Below are 17,373 nucleotides of genomic sequence, written 5' to 3'. Positions count from 1 at the left end.
TGCCTTATCCGGGATACGGGTTCATCAGGTGTCGTATAGTCCGGGTCAGGAGTGCGGTGGGGTATGTAAAACCGGCCCCCACACTCACTCTGCAATTCCGGTCATCAACTGCTTTAACCACCTCTGTTGCGCCTGCTGTTGACGCTGGCGCCATAAAAAACCCCGTGCTTTTTCCAGCGCTTCTGTCTGTGGCAATGGCTGAGGCCCCCGAATCCGTTCACACCAGACAATATGCCAGCCCAGCTCCGTTTCCACCGGCGCGGCGACACCGTTTTCCGGCAAGGCAAACAGGGCAGATTCCAGTTCGGGATAAAGCAAACCGCGACTGATCCAGCCCAGCAGCCCACCTTCTAAGGCACTCGGGCAATGGGAATAACGGTTCGCCAGACGGGAGAAAACCTCACGAGAGGCCTGAATCTCCCGGTAAAACCGCATCGTCTGGCGGCGCACTGCTTCATTGTCATTATCAACGGTGAGCAGCAGATGATGGGTTAACCGCTGCTCCGGGCGCATAAACTTCTGCTGATTACGCTGATACCAGGTGAGCACTGTCAGGTCATCAGGCCGCGAGGTCTGCCCGCTGATGCGCACAAATTGCAGCTCCATCAGCGCGTGATGACGCACCACTGCCTGACGTTCTTCCTCGCTAAACGCGCTTTCAGCGAGTAACTCTGCCAGCGAGGAGTCAATACTCTGCAGCAGGGTATCGGTGACCGGCAAATCATGGGCCTGCTGCACGATAGCCTGTTCCAGTGAACACTGTCGACGCCAGGCCTGTTCAAAGGCCGCGTTTTCACTGGCCGGAATATCCTGTGGCTCGCAGTTCCAGCGGGTCTTCGCCAGACGTCGCCGCGCGAATTGCTCCCAGGCTCTGCTCATGCAAATTCCTCCGCTAAGCGCAGTGCGCTGGCGGGAACCTGAAACCAGCGCCCGGAAAAGGTGACAGTGTAACTGTTGCCATCATCTCCCTGATCGGTGGCTTCGATCTGCCCGGTCTCCCCGGCTCTCACCGCCACCACGCCATTGACCGACAGGGAATGTAGGGTAGTGACAAGATCACCGAATTGCAGCATCCCGGCATTCCAGGGCTGGTTTGCCGGGATCAGTTCCTGTCCACGGCAGCCAACCACCAGGTCAGCGTCGAGAAAGTGAATCTGGTAGATAATCTGGTCTTGCAAAAACAGGCCCCATTCCCGGACAAACCCGGTGCTGCCTCGCCGTACCAGCAGTTGACCGCGTGCAAAGCCGGGCATAGTGCCGTCATTACGAATGGCCCGCGTGACGCGAACTTCATCGCCAAAGGTAAATGCGGGGGTCATTGTCCACCTCCGGTAATCTGTTGCTGGTAACTCTCTGCCAGCAGACGTCGGGCGAGGAGCCAGGGTGCGCGCGTCTCTTCTTCAAGCAGATTACGCAGCGGTACGTTGGCACGCAGTTTATGGTTAAAGGCCCTCAGCACGAGCAGGCAGCGGCTGCGCAGTACGGCTGGATCATACGGGACGGAAAAAAACTCAAAGAAAGATTCGGCGCTTTCCAGCTCATCAACGCCGGGAATCTGATAAAACCACTCCATACTCAGCCTCCCACCTGGCGAATGGGTTCACCGCATAACTCATCGTAAATCGCGATCAGTTCATAATCTTTCGGCGTACGCTTCCAGCTCTCCGCAAAACGGCGAATAGCCGGGAGCAGTACGTCGATTTGCAGCGCGTTAAGGGGGTAGCCCATGCGTGCAAAGACGCCGTCCACTGCCTGGCGGCCAGAGTGTTTTCCCAGTACCAGGCGATATTCCCGTCCCATCAGCGCCGGATCAATCGCCTGATAACTCTCTCTGTCCTGCAACAACGCAGCAACATGAACTCCGGATTCATGGGTGAAGACCTGTTCGCCAACCAGCGGTTGCTGGGCGTCGATAGGGCGCTGAGCGGCCTCGGCGACCTTCTGGCAGAGTGCGGGCAGCTGGCTAAAATCGACGCCGCTATCAAGCCCCAGACAACGGTGTAAGCCAAGCGCGACGGTCTCCAGTGCGGCATTCCCCGCGCGTTCTCCCAGGCCCAGCACGGTGGTATTTACGCTGGTCGCCCCGGCACGAATGGCCGCCAGGGTATTGGCGGTGGCCAGCCCCAGATCGTTATGGGCGTGCATCTCAATGTCACCACGCCAGTAGCTACGCAGCGAACGGATAGCCTGGTCGGTCGCGAACGGGTCCAGCACTCCCAGCGTATCAGCAAAACGCAAACGCAGCGCCCCTGCCTCCTGTGCGACACTCGCTATCTGGCGAAGTGTGTCGTCATCGGCGCGAGATGCATCTTCACAGCCGATACAGACCGCCATCCCCAGTGCGCGCGCCATGCCGATAAAGCTTTCCAGCCGTTCAAGCAGCACAGCCAACGGTTCACGCAATTTGTACTGACGCAGTTTGTCGGACGCCGGAATCGAAATATCCACCCAGTCCATACCAAGATCGGCACTCTGGCGGATTTCCCCGGCATTCATCCGACACCAGGACATCAGTGTCGCATCGGGCAAATGGCGACGTACCAGCTGGATGCGGGTGCGCTCTTCATCACCCATAGCCGGCGTTCCTACCTCAAGCGCCTTGATGCCTGCGGCAAACAGCGCCTCGGCAATGGCGACTTTCTCGCTTGCGCGAAACGCCACCCCGGGGCTTTGTTCGCCGTCCCGCAGCGTTGTGTCGTTAATCAGCACACTGGCCATAGCCGCCTCCGCTTAGCCGTAAACCGGCGCAAATGATGACTCCACCGGCAGCGGTTTACCGTCCTGCCAGTAAGGGGAAAGCATCCGCAGTCGGGCGATAATCGGTGGCAACGTGGCAATGACGTAATCAATCTCTTTTTCCCGCGTGTAGCGTGAAAGGGAGAAGCGAATGCTGCCGTGGGCGGCGGTATAGGGGATGTTCATTGCGCGCATGACATGCGACGGCTCAAGTGAGCCCGATGTGCAGGCGCTACCGCTGGATGCGGCGATCCCTGCCTGATTGAGCAGCAGCAAAATGGCTTCGCCTTCAATAAACTCGAACGCCAGATTCGCAGTGCCCGGTACTCGCGGCTGATTGCCTCCCATCACCATTACTGACGGCACGCTATTGACCAGTTCGTCCTGCAAATAATCGCGAAGACGGGCGATTTCGCGCATGCCGGGCAGATGAATCTGCGCCAGTTCGCAGGCGCTGCCCATACCGACAATCCCGGCAATATTTTCCGTGCCGGCGCGTCGCCCACGCTCCTGATGACCGCCACGCAGCAGCGGGCGAAAGCGTGTGCCACGGCGCAAATAGAGGCAGCCGACCCCTTTCGGCCCGTGTAATTTGTGGGCGGAGCACGACAGCATGTCTATTTGCGTTTTACCCACCGCCAGCGGAATTTTCCCCACCGCCTGGACCGCGTCACAGTGAAAAAGCGCGCCATATTCATGGGCCAGCTCTGCCATCTCCGCCACCGGAAAAATGACCCCGGTTTCGTTGTTAGCCCACATCACGCTGACTACCGCGACCCGTTGACTGAGCGCCTGACGGTACTGGGCCATATCGAGTGCGCCATCGGCATCGACCGCAATACGGTGGATCAGGTATCCCTGGCGTTCCAGGTGTTCGCAGACCGCCAGCGTCGCCGGGTGTTCTACCATGGTGGTGATGATCTCCCGGCGTTCCGGCATCAGTTCAATGCAGGCATGCAGCGCCGTGGAGGTCGCTTCGGTGGCGCAGGAGGTAAAAATGATTTCACTGGCGTGATCGGCGCCCAGCAGGGCGGCAACCTGTTGATGCGCACGTTCCAGCGCCCCGCGCGAGGGCAGACCAAAGTCGTGAATCGATGACGGATTGCCGTAATGCTCGGTCAAAAACGGCATCATCGCCTCCAGCACCATCGGGTCGATACGGGTGGTGGCGTTATTATCCAGATAAACCTGTTTCATCTTTGTTCCCCCATAACGGATAGCGAGATGTGGCTTACGCCGCCACGACTTCCATAAAACAGCCGGTACGTTCCATTAATTTCTGTTGCAGCCAGGCCAGCGTCATGTCGGTCATCATGCAGCCGCTACAGCTACCGGAAAGACTGACGGTGACTTTGTGATTTGCGACATTAATCAGCGACATATCACCACCGTCCGCCTGAATGTGCGGACGCAGTTCGGTAATCGCGTCGATCACTTCTTGCCAGTGCGGATCTTTTGTCGCCTCAAGGGCGACCGCTGGGGTTTCCTGCTGTTCGGCCAGAATCTCAGCCAGCGCCAGCTCGATATTTTCGTGGCAGGCGGTGCAGCCACCGCCCGCTTTGGTGTAGTTGATCACCTCTTCGAGCGTGGTCAGGCCGTTGGTCAACACCGCGCGGCGGATCTGGCCTTCGTCAACGCCAAAGCATTTGCAGATAAGTTTGCCTTCTTCATGATCGTCATCGAGGGTTTCGCCCCGGTAGTTGGCGATCGCCGCGCGCAGCGCTTCCTGGCCCATGACTGAGCAGTGCATTTTTTGCGGCGGCAGTCCGTCGAGATAGTCGGCGATTTGCTGGTTGGTGACCTGTTCGGCTTCTTGCAGCGTGCGGCCAATGATCAGTTCCGTTAAGGCGGATGAGGAGGCGATGGCGCTACCGCAGCCAAAGGTCTGAAAACCGGCCTCAAGAATGGTTTCGCTTTGCGGATCAACCCGCAGCATCAGGCGCAGGGCGTCGCCACAGCTTATCGAACCTACGTCGCCAATCGCGTTGGCCTCTGCCACCACCCGGGCATTACGGGGATTAAAAAAATGGTCTTTCACTTTCTCGGAATAGTTCCACATGCTCTCAGCTCCCAGGATTATGACGGACAGCGCAAGGCGCAATTCACCGCGTTAATCAACAGCGGGTATGAAGATTAAGCAAAAGCAGTACCAGAGATTAAAATTGATTATTTTCAGTATGTTATGAATGTTTACTCACATAAACCCACGCGCAATGTCGTGGTTTATGTGAGGTTTGTCGCAGAAACGACACAATCTTTAATGCTCATTGTCATCCTGCCACTGACTTTCCAGCAGCAGTTGCGAAAAGCGATTGGGGTCGCGATTGCGCGCGTTTTTACGCTGTTCTTTGTCATACCAGTAGTGCTGAATTTCCTGTAACAGGCCGACAATCGGCGTGTCTTCGGGCACGCGGACGGCGCGCACACCTATTTGCAGCAGTTGACGAAATACTGTTTCGCCAATCGCCACACAGTAAAGGGTGACGCAATCTTCCAGCGCGCTGATACGGCTGGCGATCTTCTCGGTTTGATGTCCGGCCAGTACGGTAAAATCGACGACCCGCAGCAAGGTGACATCATCTTCTTTGACGCCATAGACCACCAGGCGGGGCGTAGCGCCGAAGTGCTGATCCACGTGATGGTAATCGGAACTGGCGAAGGCGACTTTCATCGACCATTCACCGGAACAGATGGTACTGAACTGACGATTAACATGTTGCATAGCGTCCTCCGTCAGCGTCCCGGGCAAACTGCTGGCGCAGGGGGGAGCGGTAGAGTGGCATGTGGTGGTGACGTTCGCGCATCAGGTTCGCCAGCTCAAACAGCGTGTCGCGAATACCGGGGTATCCCTGACGCACGCGGCGAAACTCACCAAGCCTGTCGAAGATGGGAAACCCGGCGCGGATAAGCGGAATGGAGAACTGGCAGGCCAGGTCTGCCGCATGAGAGTTGGCGACCAGCAGGTCGGCGGGCATATCGCACAGTAAATCCTGCATATCTTCCAGATCGCCAATGACCACTTTCTCAACGGGAAGCTGTTGCAGGCCTGGCTGGCTGACCGGCGCCACGACGGGGCCGGGGAGCATGCCCTGGCTACGGGCGAAATCGCACCAGCCTGCCAGCAGATCGCCCTCAGCCGCCAGTGCGAGCCGGGCATCCTGTAGCCACATATGACAATCGATCATCGCATCCTGTAACTGTCCGCGCTGGCGCTCAATCCAGGCGGGAACGTCGCGCCCGGAAATGATCTTTAGCTGGTGAATAAAGCGGTCGCAGTGTTCCATGGTCATCAGATGGGGAAGAACGACAACTTCGCCACGGCTGCGTTGCGCAAGCAGCGAGGCCGCGCGCGAAAGCGACACGCCGATGGCAAAGGTGCATAGGCTCTGTCCCATCTGTTCGATGACCCGCTGCGACGTCCCTCCCTGGGTGACGGGCGAAAAATCGCCGCTTGCCAGGTGGCCATCCAGCGATTGTGAAAGGTCGGGAACGATCACCGGTTGCAGGCCAAACGCCTCTACGTAGCTGCGCAGCAGCTCAACATCACCGGGCGTCAGCAGGTGGCTTAACAGTAAGTTGACCCGCCGGTTACGCAGGCCGTGCTGGGGCTTTTCCGGCACCCACTGTTCGATAACGCTTTCCACCACCGCGCTAAAGCCGTTCTCCAGCGTGCCGTAGAAATCCGGCGTGTTGACCGTCAGGAGGGCGATATTTTTATGGCGGGGAAAATCCTCGCGAAACTGGCGTACCACGCGGCTGATATCGCTGCCCTGAGCCTCAGACAGGCCCGTGCTCAACAGGACAATAGCTTTCGGGTTGTTGCGCTGACATAACGTATTCAGTGCGGTAAGGATATTGCCGTCTGCCCCCATCACCGTTGAGGTGGGGTCCATCGCTGTGGATTGCAGCGGAATAGGGTCATGAAAATGTTGGATAAAGAATACCTTGGCGAACGCGCTGCATCCCTGCGCCCCGTGCACCAGCGGAATGCTGTGCTCAAAGCCGAGGCTCGCGAGAATTGCGCCTAACGGCTGGCCGCTTTTTACCGGACTTACTGCCAGCGGTTTCTGATTACGGATGATATCTGCCATCTTTCACTCCTTATTGCCACGGCGCGCGGGCGTGTGTTTGCGGCCAGACGGGGCTGTCAATGGTCTGGCAAAGCTGTTGGGCGAGGGTGACGATACCGCGATAACCTGCAAAGGCGTGTTCGCGCTCCTGGTTGATATCCAGAAACGGCAGTCGCGCTTTGTAGGCGGTATACATATTGCGCCCACCGGCAATCATTAAGTCCGCCTGATAGCGGTACACCACATCAAGCAGGGTGCGGGCGTTACCTTCTTCCAGCATCAGCGCGTCATCACCCATTAATTCGCGAATACGCTGTTTATCTTCTTCGGTGGATTTTCGTGTGCCGGTCGCCACCACGGTCATGCCTAAATCCTGTAAGGCCGAGACCACCGACCAGGATTTCACCCCGCCGGTATAGAGCAGCACTTTGCGTCCCTGCAATCGTTCGCGCCACGGGGCCAGCGCCAGACTGGCGGCGGCTTCTTCCCGTGCGATAACGGCTTCGGTACGGGCCATCAGATCGCTGTCGCCAAGCAGGGATGCCAGCTGCCGCAGCGCATCGGAGGTGGCGCGCACGCCGTAAAAACTGCCCTCAAACCAGGGGGTGCCATAGCGCTGTTCAAGGGTGCGGGCTACGTTAATCAGCGCCCTGGAGCAGACCAGCATATTGACCTGCGCGTGGTGCAGGGTCTGGATTTCGCTAAAACGGCCATCCCCCGACAGGCTACCCAGCACGCGTATACCCAGTTCATCAAGCAGTGGCTGAACGTGCCAGAACTCCCCGGCGATATTGAATTCGCCAATCAGCCCGATATCGTGGCGATGTTCCGGCGCGAAAGGGGTATTGTCCGGCCAGGGCGCAGGCGCGCGTCGTCCGATAACCTTGTTGACCATCACTTCGCCCGCCAGACGGTTGCCGAGATTTTTGCTGCCGTAGAACCCGGCGGCATCAATGGCAATCACCGGCACGCCTGTGGCGGTTTCCGCCGCCTGACACACGGCATCAATATCGTCCCCCTCCATCGCCGGGACGCAGGTGTTATAGATAAACACCGCAGAGGGGTGATTGCGGTTAACGATATGGCGCACCGCATGGAAAAGCCGCCGTTCGCCACGTCCCATGATCACATCCTGCTCATTTAAATCGGTGGTAAAACCGAGCCGGTTGAGACTGGGGCCGGAGCTCATGCTGCCCCGGTTATCCCAGGAGCTTCCCGTACAGCCAATCGGCCCGTGGACCAGATGGGCCACATCCGACAACGGCAACAGAGTGATTTGCGCACCATCAAACGCGCAACCACCTGCCGTTGCTCCGGGTTTGGGGGCGCTACAGCCGGATTTTTGTTTATGATTGTGTTCGCAGGCAGGTTCATCCAGCAGCGCGAGAATGTCATTTCCCTTCATAGTGACCTCATTGACTTGTTGGGCTGTGAGCCATGTTGCAATTCGCAAGCCAGGAATGAGTCGTTGATTTTTAAAGGGAAGTTACTGTCGGGTTTGCGACAAAGCAGACAATTGGCATATTGAGGACAACGGGAATGATCCCCTGCATATCTGGATCAATCGCAGGGGATCGGGCAGATTAAAACACCCGTTCTTCCAGCGGGTTGGCTTTCTCAAGACGTTTTGCCAGCCACGGTGGCAGACGACCGCGCAGCAGTGAGGTAATGGCATCACACTGGGCGGCAATGGACATCCCTGGCGACACTTTCATAGGGTGGATATTGTGGCGAATCAGCCGGGCGGCAGCGGGCCCGCCAATCGCTTCACAAAACAACAGGTGGCAATCGCTCAATAACTGCGCACGAACTTCATTCGGCTCCAGGGTTTGTGGGGCTGAGGGAAGACGACGTAACGCATGCAGCCATCCGCCTTGTTCATCAAAGGCATAGATAAAAAAGAGCCGCCCCTGACCAAAATGACCATTGATCAGCAATCCATCCAGCGAACAAAAAGCCACCCGTAATTGCCCCTCCCGGGATGTGTTTTTTACCTGCAGGTGCGCGGGCAGCGTACCGTGAAGGCACGCTTTAACGCGATTCCAGCGCGCGGGCGACATCATCGCCGTTTCAGATGGAAAGGTGGCTTCAAGTTCGCGAACATTAAGCTTATCAAGGTACGCAGGGGTTAAGGCATCATCGCGCTCTCCCGTAAGCCAGGCCAGTATTTGCGCCGGTTGCAGCTCCGGCAGACACTGGAATAGCGCCAGCATGCGCCAGAAAAGGACATCGTTATCGTTCATCTGACCTCCTTCACAAAAGCGCGCCGCGCGTGGCGCGCAGGCTGATGGGGAAGGTGGGCCGTCCAGGTTGCAGGCTGACGATATACTGGCGTCCCCCTTCCAGAGAAATAGCACCACCCCAGTTATCCGGGGTGTCATGTTCAATCGCGATGACTTTTGCCTCAAGGTCCTGTTTAGCGATGTAGCACCAGAGGTCCGGTCCGCGCTCACGAAATATCACTATTGGCATCTTTTTCCCCTTTGCGGCCCCGCACAGGGCGGGGCGCGTAATGGTTAGCGGACAAGGTCGAAGCTGTAGTCCGTTTTGCCCAGTTTGATGGTATCGCGGTCGACTTTCTCCAGCACGGCGTTGACCAGGGTGGTGACGATATTCATCGCCCCTTCATAACCCCAGGTGGTCTGGCGATGCAGATGATGGCGGTCGAACAACGGGAAGCCGAGGCGGATCAGCGGCACTTCAAACTGTTCGCCTTTCGCCAGCGTGTCACGCTGAATGAATTTGGCGTATGAGTTGCCGATCATAAAGTCCGGTTTACGGGTAAACATCAGCGAGCGGAAATGCCACAGGTCGCAATTGATGAATACCTCGCTCTCCTGACCGTAGGGTGACGCCTCAAGCATTTTCTTCATCGCTTTCTGCCAGCGCTTGCTGCCGTTATGACAGAGGATTACCGTCGGTTCGCAGCCCAGCTCCAGCAGAAAACGCGTCAGCCCCATCACAAAATCCGGATCGCCATAGAGACCGAATTTCTTGCCGTGCAGCCAGGTGTGTGAATCGAGGATCATATCCACCAGGCGTCCACGCTCAAGCGTCAGTTCATCCGCCACCGGTTTGCCGGTCAACTGACTGACGGCCATCAGCAGTTCGTCTGTTCCGGCCAGTCCCATCGGGATTTGCACTTCTGTGCCGGGCTGACCCCAGGACTCCTGCACCACTTTTTTACTCTTCACCAGATGCCAGGGTTGCAGCAGCAGGGTGTCGATAGCATCGGGGGCTTCACGCATCTCTTGTTGCGTTGTGCCGCCCGCATACATGCGGTAGTGGCCGTCGGCGGGGGTATCTAACACCTCGGAAGGGTCAGACAGCAGGCTACAGGGCACATCCATCTGGGCCATCATGCGTTTGAGCACGCGGTAATTGCCGAGGTAGGTTTCAAAACCGGTTACCAGGTTTAGCTTCGCCAGTTTGCCGGGTTGTGCCACATGATCAGTGGTGAAAGTGCGGGCGAAACCTTCGAACATGTTGTCCCAGCCGGTGATATGGCTACCGATAAAACTTGGCGTGTGGGCATACGGCACCGGAATGGCGGCATCGATAAACCCGTCCTTTTTGGCGTTAGCGATAAAGGCCTGCAGGTCATCGCCGATGACCTCCGCCATACAGGTGGTGGAGACCGCAACGACTTGCGGTTTGTACAGGGCACTGGCATTTTGCAACCCGGTGTTGAGGTTGTTGTTGCCGCCGAATACCGCCGCATCCTCCGTCATTGAGTCGGAGACGCAGGCGATCGGCTCTTTGAAATGACGGTTAAAATAGGTGCGAAAATAGGCCACGCAGCCCTGGGAACCGTGCACATAGGGCAGCGTATTGGCAAACCCCAGTGAACAGAGCACCGATCCTAAAGGCTGGCAGGCCTTCGCCGGATCGACGGTTAACGCTTCGCGCTTAAAGTTCAGCGCCTCGTATTCCGCCGTGGTGGTCCATTCAAAAACCTCTTGCACACGCTGCGGGTCGTGCGCTTCTTCCAGACCGCGCTTGTTGCGAAACAGCGTCTGGTATTCGTCCTGTTCAAACAGCGGATGACAGGCGACAATTTTCTCAGCAGTTTGGCTCATGATGTTCTCCTCCCGCGCCACAAATCGGTGAACAAACGGGATGTCAGGATAGTATTCAGGCTGATTTCAGCCAGGGTGCGGTCAACTCGCCCCAGGCGGGATTGTTGAGCGTCATGTCCATATCGCGGGCGAAGATGGCAAAGCCGTCATAGCCGTGATACGGGCCGGAGTAATCCCAGGAGTGCATCTGGCGGAACGGAACCCCCATTTTCTGGAAAATGTATTTTTCCTTGATGCCCGAGCCAATGAGATCCGGCTTAATCGCCTTCACGAACGCTTCCAGCTCATAACTGCTGGCGTCATCGAACAGCAGCGTGCCCTCTTTAAGATCCGGCAGGGTGCGGTCGTAATCGTCGTTATGGGCAAATTCATACCCGGCGGCGACAATCTCCATCCCCAAATCTTCATACGCGCCGATCACATGGCGAGGACGCAGGCCACCCATATAGAGCAGGACTTTACGCCCTTCGAGCCGCGGGCGATATTTGGCGATTATCGCGTCGTTCTGCGCCTGATATCTGGCGATCACCGCTTCCGCATTCGCGCGGATGGTGTCGTCAAATTGATCGGCGATTTTACGCAGCGATTCGGCGATTTTGGTCGGGCCAAAGAAGTTGTACTCCATCCACGGAATTCCGTGTTTCTCTTCCATATGGCGAGAGATGTAGTTCATGGAGCGGTAGCAGTGCACCAGATTGAGCTTCACGAACGGGGTGTTTTCCATCTCGACCAGCGTGCCGTCACCGGACCACTGAGCCACCACGCGCAGCCCCATCTCTTCAAGGAGAATGCGCGAAGCCCAGGCGTCACCGCCAATGTTGTAATCGCCTATAATGGCCACGTCATACGGAGTGGATTCGAAGGGTTTACCTTCGCGGTTATCCAGCACCCAGTCACGGATCACGTCGTTAGCGATATGGTGGCCGAGGGACTGCGACACGCCGCGAAAGCCTTCGCAACGCACCGGGATCACCGGCTTGTTGAGCGCTTTTTTACTGGCATTCGCCACCGCTTCGATATCGTCGCCAATTAAGCCAACCGGGCATTCCGACTGAATGGAGATACCTTTGGTCAGCGGGAACAGCTCCTCCATCTCCTCAATCAGTTTGCTGAGCTTTTTATCGCCACCGAAGACGATATCGCGCTCCTGAAAGTCAGAGGTAAAGTTCAGCGTCCCGAAGGAGTCAACGCCGCTGACGCCGGTGTAGTAGTTGCGACGCCCGGCGCGGGAGTACTGCCCACAGCCGATCGGGCCGTGGGAGATATGAGCCATATCTTTAATAGGCCCGAAAACCACGCCTTTCGAACCGGCGTAGGAGCAGCCGCGAACGGTCATTACACCCGGCTGCGATTTGCGGTTAGAGATGATGCATTTCCCGACGCTTTCCATCTCCGGGTCTGTCACCATCATGTGCTTTCTGCGTTCTTTGCGCGTTTTTTCCGGAAAGATCTCCAGCACTTCCTGGATAATTTCCAGATTACGTTCGCCTGTTGCATTGCTCATAACTGTGTTCCTGTTATAAGGCGGCTCAGGCCGCGTTTTCTTCGGCGGCGGTTTTACCGATGATGCTGGCGTCTTCCACATCCATAATGCCGAATTCCATCAGCAGCTCTTCCAGTTCATCCATGGTGCAGGGGGTCGGCACGACCATCAGGGTGTTATTGACTATCTTATTCGCCAGTTTGCGGTATTCGTCGGCCTGGTTGCATGTCGGGTCATATTCAATAACCGTCATGCGCCGAATTTCCGCACGCTGGACGATGTTGTCGCGTGGCACAAAGTGAATCATCTGGGTGCCCAGTTTTTCTGCCAGCGCGATGATCAACTCATCTTCGCGGTCAGTCTGGCGGGAGTTACAAATCAGCCCGCCCAGGCGAACTTTGCCGGATTTGGCATATTTCACGATGCCTTTGGAGATGTTATTGGCGGCATACATCGCCATCATTTCCCCGGAGCAGACGATATAGATCTCTTGTGCTTTGTTTTCACGAATCGGCATGGCGAACCCGCCGCAGACAACGTCACCAAGAACGTCATAGAAGACAAAGTCGAGGTCGCTGACATAGGCGCCTTCTTCTTCAAGGAAGTTGATGGCGGTGATAACGCCGCGTCCTGCACAGCCCACGCCTGGCTCCGGGCCGCCGGATTCCGCACAACGCACGCCGCCGTAACCAATTTGCAGTACGTCTTCCAGTTCGAGGTCTTCCACGGAACCCACCTCAGCGGCCATCTCCATAATGGTGTTTTGTGCTTTAGCGTGCAGGATGAGACGGGTGGAGTCCGCTTTCGGGTCGCAGCCGACGATCATCACTTTTTTACCCATTTCCGCGAGTGCGGCGACGAGGTTTTGTGTGGTGGTGGATTTGCCGATCCCACCTTTGCCATAAATGGCGCATTGACGCATGGTCATGGTGTGTTCTCCTGTTTGTGTGTTTGCCCATTACGTAGTGCAGGGAACATACCAGCCGTGCCAGAACGGATAATTTATTGTATTTATTGAGTTTTATATTTATCACCTCTGTGAGTGGCAAAACAAACACTGAACAATATGCAGACCAATTGTTGGAAACAGGACAATTCGCCGCTGCGTCAGGCGTTGGCGTGGCGGCGCTGACACTTTGTTAGCTGTTCAACAGGATGTCGTACCGCCTGTCTTATTCCGCGCAATGTCGACATATCAACACGCGGTCAGTTTTCACTAATCGATTGAATTTATGTGCGTTTATTGCGTCTTTCCGATGTGGCACAGGCTGTGCAATGCAGGGGTACTACGGTTTGCCGTCAGCAGACGGCGACTTTGCCTCTCACATTCGAGGAACGAGAAATGTCCGGAAAGATGAAAACGATGGATGGCAACGCTGCGGCGGCCTGGATCTCCTATGCCTTTACTGATGTTGCGGCGATTTATCCCATCACCCCCTCAACGCCGATGGCGGAAAACGTCGACGAATGGACGGCACAGGGTAAGAAAAACCTGTTTGGTCAACCGGTGCGTTTAATGGAGATGCAGTCAGAAGCCGGTGCGGCAGGGGCGGTACACGGCGCATTACAGGCGGGGGCGCTGACCACAACCTATACCGCGTCCCAGGGATTGCTGCTGATGATCCCCAATCTGTACAAAATTGCAGGTGAGCTGCTGCCTGGGGTGTTTCATGTTAGCGCCAGGGCGCTGGCGACCAACTCGCTGAATATCTTCGGCGATCATCAGGACGTTATGGCCGTGCGCCAGACCGGTTGTGCGATGCTCGCGGAAAACAATGTCCAGCAGGTGATGGATCTGTCGGCGGTGGCGCACCTCGCCGCCATTAAAGGTCGCGTGCCGTTTATCAACTTCTTTGACGGCTTTCGTACCTCCCATGAAATCCAGAAAATCGAGGTGCTGGAGCATGAAACGCTGGCGCCGTTACTGGATCAGGAGGCGCTTAACCAGTTTCGCCGCAACGCCTTAAACCCTGATCACCCGGTCATTCGCGGCACGGCGCAGAACCCGGACATCTATTTTCAGGAGCGTGAGGCCTCGAACCGTTTTTATCAGGCACTGCCGGATATCGTCGAAGGTTATATGGCGGAGATTCATCGCATCACCGGGCGCGAATACCATCTGTTTGATTACTACGGCTCACCGGATGCTGAGCAAATCATCATTGCGATGGGATCGGTATGTGACACCATCCAGGAGGTGGTGGATGCGATGATAGACAGCGGTGAAAAAGTCGGCCTGGTTTCCGTGCATCTGTTTCGTCCTTTCTCGCTGGCCCATTTTATGGCGAAGATCCCCGCCAGTGTGAAGCGTATTGCTGTACTCGATCGTACCAAAGAGCCAGGGGCGCAGGCGGAACCACTGTGCCTGGATGTCAAAAATGCTTTCTATCATCACGAAAACCCGCCGCTGATTGTCGGCGGACGCTATGCCCTGGGCGGTAAAGATGTCCTGCCTGGCCATATTGTTTCCGTGTTCGAAAACCTGAAAAAACCGCTGCCGATGGATGGCTTCACGGTGGGCATTTTTGATGATGTGACCCATACCTCGCTGCCGGTTCCGGTTTATGACATTCACGTCTCCCGTGAAGGCATCACCGCCTGTAAATTCTGGGGGCTGGGTTCCGACGGTACGGTCAGTGCCAATAAGAACGCTATTAAAATTATCGGCGATAACACACCGATGTTCGCGCAGGCCTATTTTGCCTATGATTCGAAAAAATCCGGTGGCATAACCATGTCGCACCTGCGCTTTGGCAAGCGTCCGATCACCTCGCCGTACCTTATTTATAATGCGGATTTTATTGCCTGTTCCCAACAGTCCTATGTGGACAAATATGATCTGCTGGATGGTATCAATCCTGGCGGGATCTTCCTGCTTAACTGCACCTGGTTTGGCGAAGAGATCGAACGTCATCTGCCGAATAAAATGAAGCGCATTATTGCCCGCCAGGGGGTGCGGTTTTACACCCTGAACGCGGTCGATATCGCGCGTAAACTGGGGCTTGGCGGGCGGTTCAATATGCTGATGCAGGCGGCATTTTTTAAACTGACCGATATCATTGATGCCAAAACCGCCTCGGCGCACCTTAAAAAAGCGGTAGCGAAATCCTACGGCAGCAAAGGGCAGAACGTGGTGGATATGAATAATGCCGCTATCGATCTGGGGATGGATGCGCTACAGGAGATTATCGTTCCCGACCACTGGGCTTATGTTGAAGAAGAGGCGGAGGATGACGGCAAAATGATGCCGGACTTTATTCGCAATATCCTCGAACCGATGAACCGCCAGAACGGCGACAGGCTGCCTGTCAGCGCTTTTCTTGGCATGGAGGACGGAACATTTCCCCCCGGCACCGCCGCATGGGAGAAACGCGGTATCGCCATGCAGGTGCCGGTCTGGCAGCCAGAAGGGTGTACTCAGTGTAATCAGTGCGCCTTTATCTGCCCGCATGCGGCCATTCGCCCGGCGCTGTTGAGCAGTGAGGAACGGGAAGTTGCGCCTGCTGCGCTACTGAGCAAGGTGGCGCAGGGGGCCAAACATTATGAGTATCATCTGGCGGTCTCGCCGCTCGACTGCTCTGGCTGTGGCAACTGCGTTGACATTTGCCCGTCGAAAGGTAAAGCCCTGGCCATGAAACCCCTCGACAGCCAGCGCCATATGATCCCGGTGTGGGACCATGCGCTGGCCCTAACGCCCAAAGAGAATCCGTTCAACAAAGCCACGGTGAAAGGCTGCCAGTTCGAAACCCCATTACTGGAGTTTTCCGGCGCCTGCGCGGGGTGCGGCGAAACCCCGTATGCACGCTTAATTACCCAGCTTTTTGGCGATCGGATGATGATTGCCAACGCCACGGGTTGTTCCTCCATCTGGGGGGCCAGCGCACCGTCCATTCCGTGGACCACTAACCATAAAGGCCAGGGGCCGGCCTGGGCAAATTCACTGTTTGAAGATAACGCCGAGTTTGGTCTGGGGATGATGCTGGGGGGGCGCGCCATTCGTGAACAGCTGGCGAGCGATGCGGCCAGCGTGCTGGAAAAGCCGCTGCATCCGGATTTACAGCAGGCCCTGCGCGACTGGCTGGAACATAAAGATCTCGGCGAAGGAACCCGTGCGCGGGCAGAAAAACTGAGCGCGCTGCTGGCGGCTGAGAAGGGAGATGATGACCTGCTCAATCGCCTGTATCAAAACCAGGATTACTTCACCAAGCGCTCGCAGTGGATCTTTGGTGGCGATGGCTGGGCGTACGACATTGGTTTTGGTGGCCTCGATCATGTGCTGGCTTCCGGTGAGGATGTAAATATCCTGGTGTTTGATACCGAGGTCTATTCCAATACCGGCGGGCAGTCGTCGAAATCCACCCCGGTGGCCGCCATCGCCAAGTTTGCCGCCGAAGGCAAACGGACGCGTAAAAAGGATCTGGGGATGATGGCCGTCAGCTACGGCAACGTGTATGTCGCGCAAGTGGCGATGGGGGCCGATAAAGCCCAGACGCTGCGGGCAATTGCCGAAGCCGAAGCCTGGCCGGGACCGTCGCTGGTGATCGCCTACGCGGCCTGTATTAACCACGGGCTGAAAGCCGGGATGGGGCGCAGTATCAGCGAGGCGAAACGCGCGGTGGAGGCCGGTTACTGGCACCTCTGGCGCTATAACCCGCAGTTACTGGCTAAAGGGAAGAACCCGTTTATTCTCGATTCGGAAGAGCCGGAGGAGAGTTTCCGTGACTTCCTGATGGGTGAAGTGCGCTATGCCTCGCTGGGCCGTACCTCACCGGAGGTCGCCGACAGTCTGTTTACCCAGACTGAGCAGGATGCGAAAGACCGCTACGCCCAGTACAAGCGTCTGGCAGGAGAGTAAGGTAAAGAAGCCCGGCAGGCTATAGCTTGCCGGGTTAATAAAGATAAGTAGCGATTACATTTGAATTTTGTATTTTCAAAATTGAAAAAAAGAATCCTGAAATCTTGTGATTTCTTATATAAGTGGCTAAATAGAGGTGTTTTTTATTTA

The 17,373-nt window shown here is 56.4% G+C and carries 15 protein-coding genes; 1 reads left to right on the top strand and 14 read right to left on the bottom strand.

Features of this window, described 5'->3' with window-relative positions; all coding sequences use genetic code 11:
- Positions 1–84: 84 nt before the first annotated feature.
- From nifM to nifH, 14 genes are all read right to left on the bottom strand, one after another.
- Positions 85–879, bottom strand: a complete 795-nt coding sequence (nifM, locus tag AAIG39_RS07195; RefSeq protein ID WP_343193523.1) for a nitrogen fixation protein NifM — start codon at positions 877–879, stop codon at positions 85–87.
- Positions 876–1,319, bottom strand: a complete 444-nt coding sequence (locus AAIG39_RS07190; RefSeq protein ID WP_090084505.1) for a nitrogen fixation protein NifZ — start codon at positions 1,317–1,319, stop codon at positions 876–878. The genes nifM and AAIG39_RS07190 overlap by 4 nt, the downstream gene beginning before the upstream one ends.
- Entirely contained in the window at positions 1,316–1,573 is a 258-nt protein-coding gene (locus AAIG39_RS07185) for a nitrogenase-stabilizing/protective protein NifW (RefSeq protein WP_090084503.1), read from the bottom strand. Before AAIG39_RS07185 ends, AAIG39_RS07190 begins: the two co-directional genes overlap by 4 nt.
- Positions 1,574–1,575: 2 nt before the next feature.
- Positions 1,576–2,718: a homocitrate synthase gene (nifV, locus tag AAIG39_RS07180; protein WP_343193522.1), complete on the bottom strand. Its 1,143-nt coding sequence runs from the start codon at positions 2,716–2,718 to the stop codon at positions 1,576–1,578.
- Positions 2,719–2,730: 12 nt separating this feature from the next.
- Positions 2,731–3,933, bottom strand: coding sequence for a cysteine desulfurase NifS (gene nifS / locus AAIG39_RS07175; RefSeq protein WP_343193521.1), 1,203 nt, complete (start codon positions 3,931–3,933; stop codon positions 2,731–2,733).
- Between the two features lie 34 nt (positions 3,934–3,967).
- Positions 3,968–4,795: a Fe-S cluster assembly protein NifU gene (gene nifU / locus AAIG39_RS07170; RefSeq protein WP_343193520.1), complete on the bottom strand. Its 828-nt coding sequence runs from the start codon at positions 4,793–4,795 to the stop codon at positions 3,968–3,970.
- Between the two features lie 198 nt (positions 4,796–4,993).
- Positions 4,994–5,458 carry a NifB/NifX family molybdenum-iron cluster-binding protein gene (locus AAIG39_RS07165; protein ID WP_090084496.1) on the bottom strand — a complete coding sequence of 155 codons (465 nt, stop codon included), beginning with the start codon at positions 5,456–5,458 and terminating at the stop codon, positions 4,994–4,996.
- Positions 5,445–6,827, bottom strand: a complete 1,383-nt coding sequence (nifN, locus tag AAIG39_RS07160; protein WP_343193519.1) for a nitrogenase iron-molybdenum cofactor biosynthesis protein NifN — start codon at positions 6,825–6,827, stop codon at positions 5,445–5,447. The genes AAIG39_RS07165 and nifN overlap by 14 nt, the downstream gene beginning before the upstream one ends.
- Positions 6,828–6,837: 10 nt before the next feature.
- Positions 6,838–8,211 carry a nitrogenase iron-molybdenum cofactor biosynthesis protein NifE gene (gene nifE, locus AAIG39_RS07155; RefSeq protein WP_343193518.1) on the bottom strand — a complete coding sequence of 458 codons (1,374 nt, stop codon included), beginning with the start codon at positions 8,209–8,211 and terminating at the stop codon, positions 6,838–6,840.
- 178 nt (positions 8,212–8,389) lie between these two features.
- The gene (locus AAIG39_RS07150) at positions 8,390–9,049 is read right to left on the bottom strand and encodes a NifB/NifX family molybdenum-iron cluster-binding protein (RefSeq protein ID WP_343193517.1); all 660 of its coding nucleotides are present in this window, start codon (positions 9,047–9,049) and stop codon (positions 8,390–8,392) included.
- A gap of 10 nt (positions 9,050–9,059) precedes the next feature.
- Complete coding sequence (gene nifT / locus AAIG39_RS07145; protein WP_039078967.1) at positions 9,060–9,278, bottom strand: putative nitrogen fixation protein NifT; 219 nt, start codon at positions 9,276–9,278, stop codon at positions 9,060–9,062.
- A 44-nt stretch (positions 9,279–9,322) separates the two neighbouring features.
- Positions 9,323–10,885 carry a nitrogenase molybdenum-iron protein subunit beta gene (gene nifK, locus AAIG39_RS07140; RefSeq protein WP_343193516.1) on the bottom strand — a complete coding sequence of 521 codons (1,563 nt, stop codon included), beginning with the start codon at positions 10,883–10,885 and terminating at the stop codon, positions 9,323–9,325.
- 55 nt (positions 10,886–10,940) lie between these two features.
- On the bottom strand, positions 10,941–12,389 hold the full coding sequence (gene nifD, locus AAIG39_RS07135) for a nitrogenase molybdenum-iron protein alpha chain (protein ID WP_047370273.1): 1,449 nt from the start codon (positions 12,387–12,389) through the stop codon (positions 10,941–10,943).
- 25 nt (positions 12,390–12,414) lie between these two features.
- A complete protein-coding gene (nifH, locus tag AAIG39_RS07130) occupies positions 12,415–13,296 on the bottom strand; it encodes a nitrogenase iron protein (protein ID WP_090084487.1) in 882 nt (293 codons plus the stop codon).
- A 414-nt stretch (positions 13,297–13,710) separates the two neighbouring features.
- On the opposite strand from nifH, the gene nifJ reads away from it, so the two are divergent.
- On the top strand, positions 13,711–17,223 hold the full coding sequence (nifJ, locus tag AAIG39_RS07125) for a pyruvate:ferredoxin (flavodoxin) oxidoreductase (RefSeq protein WP_343193515.1): 3,513 nt from the start codon (positions 13,711–13,713) through the stop codon (positions 17,221–17,223).
- The last annotated feature ends 150 nt before the right edge of the window (positions 17,224–17,373 follow it).

This window comes from Phytobacter palmae, from assembly GCF_039409775.1.
In the GTDB taxonomy this organism is placed as follows: Bacteria; Pseudomonadota; Gammaproteobacteria; order Enterobacterales; family Enterobacteriaceae; genus Phytobacter; species Phytobacter palmae.
Note: the sequence above shows the minus strand (reverse complement) of the source record. Positions and strands in the feature narration are given on the sequence as shown.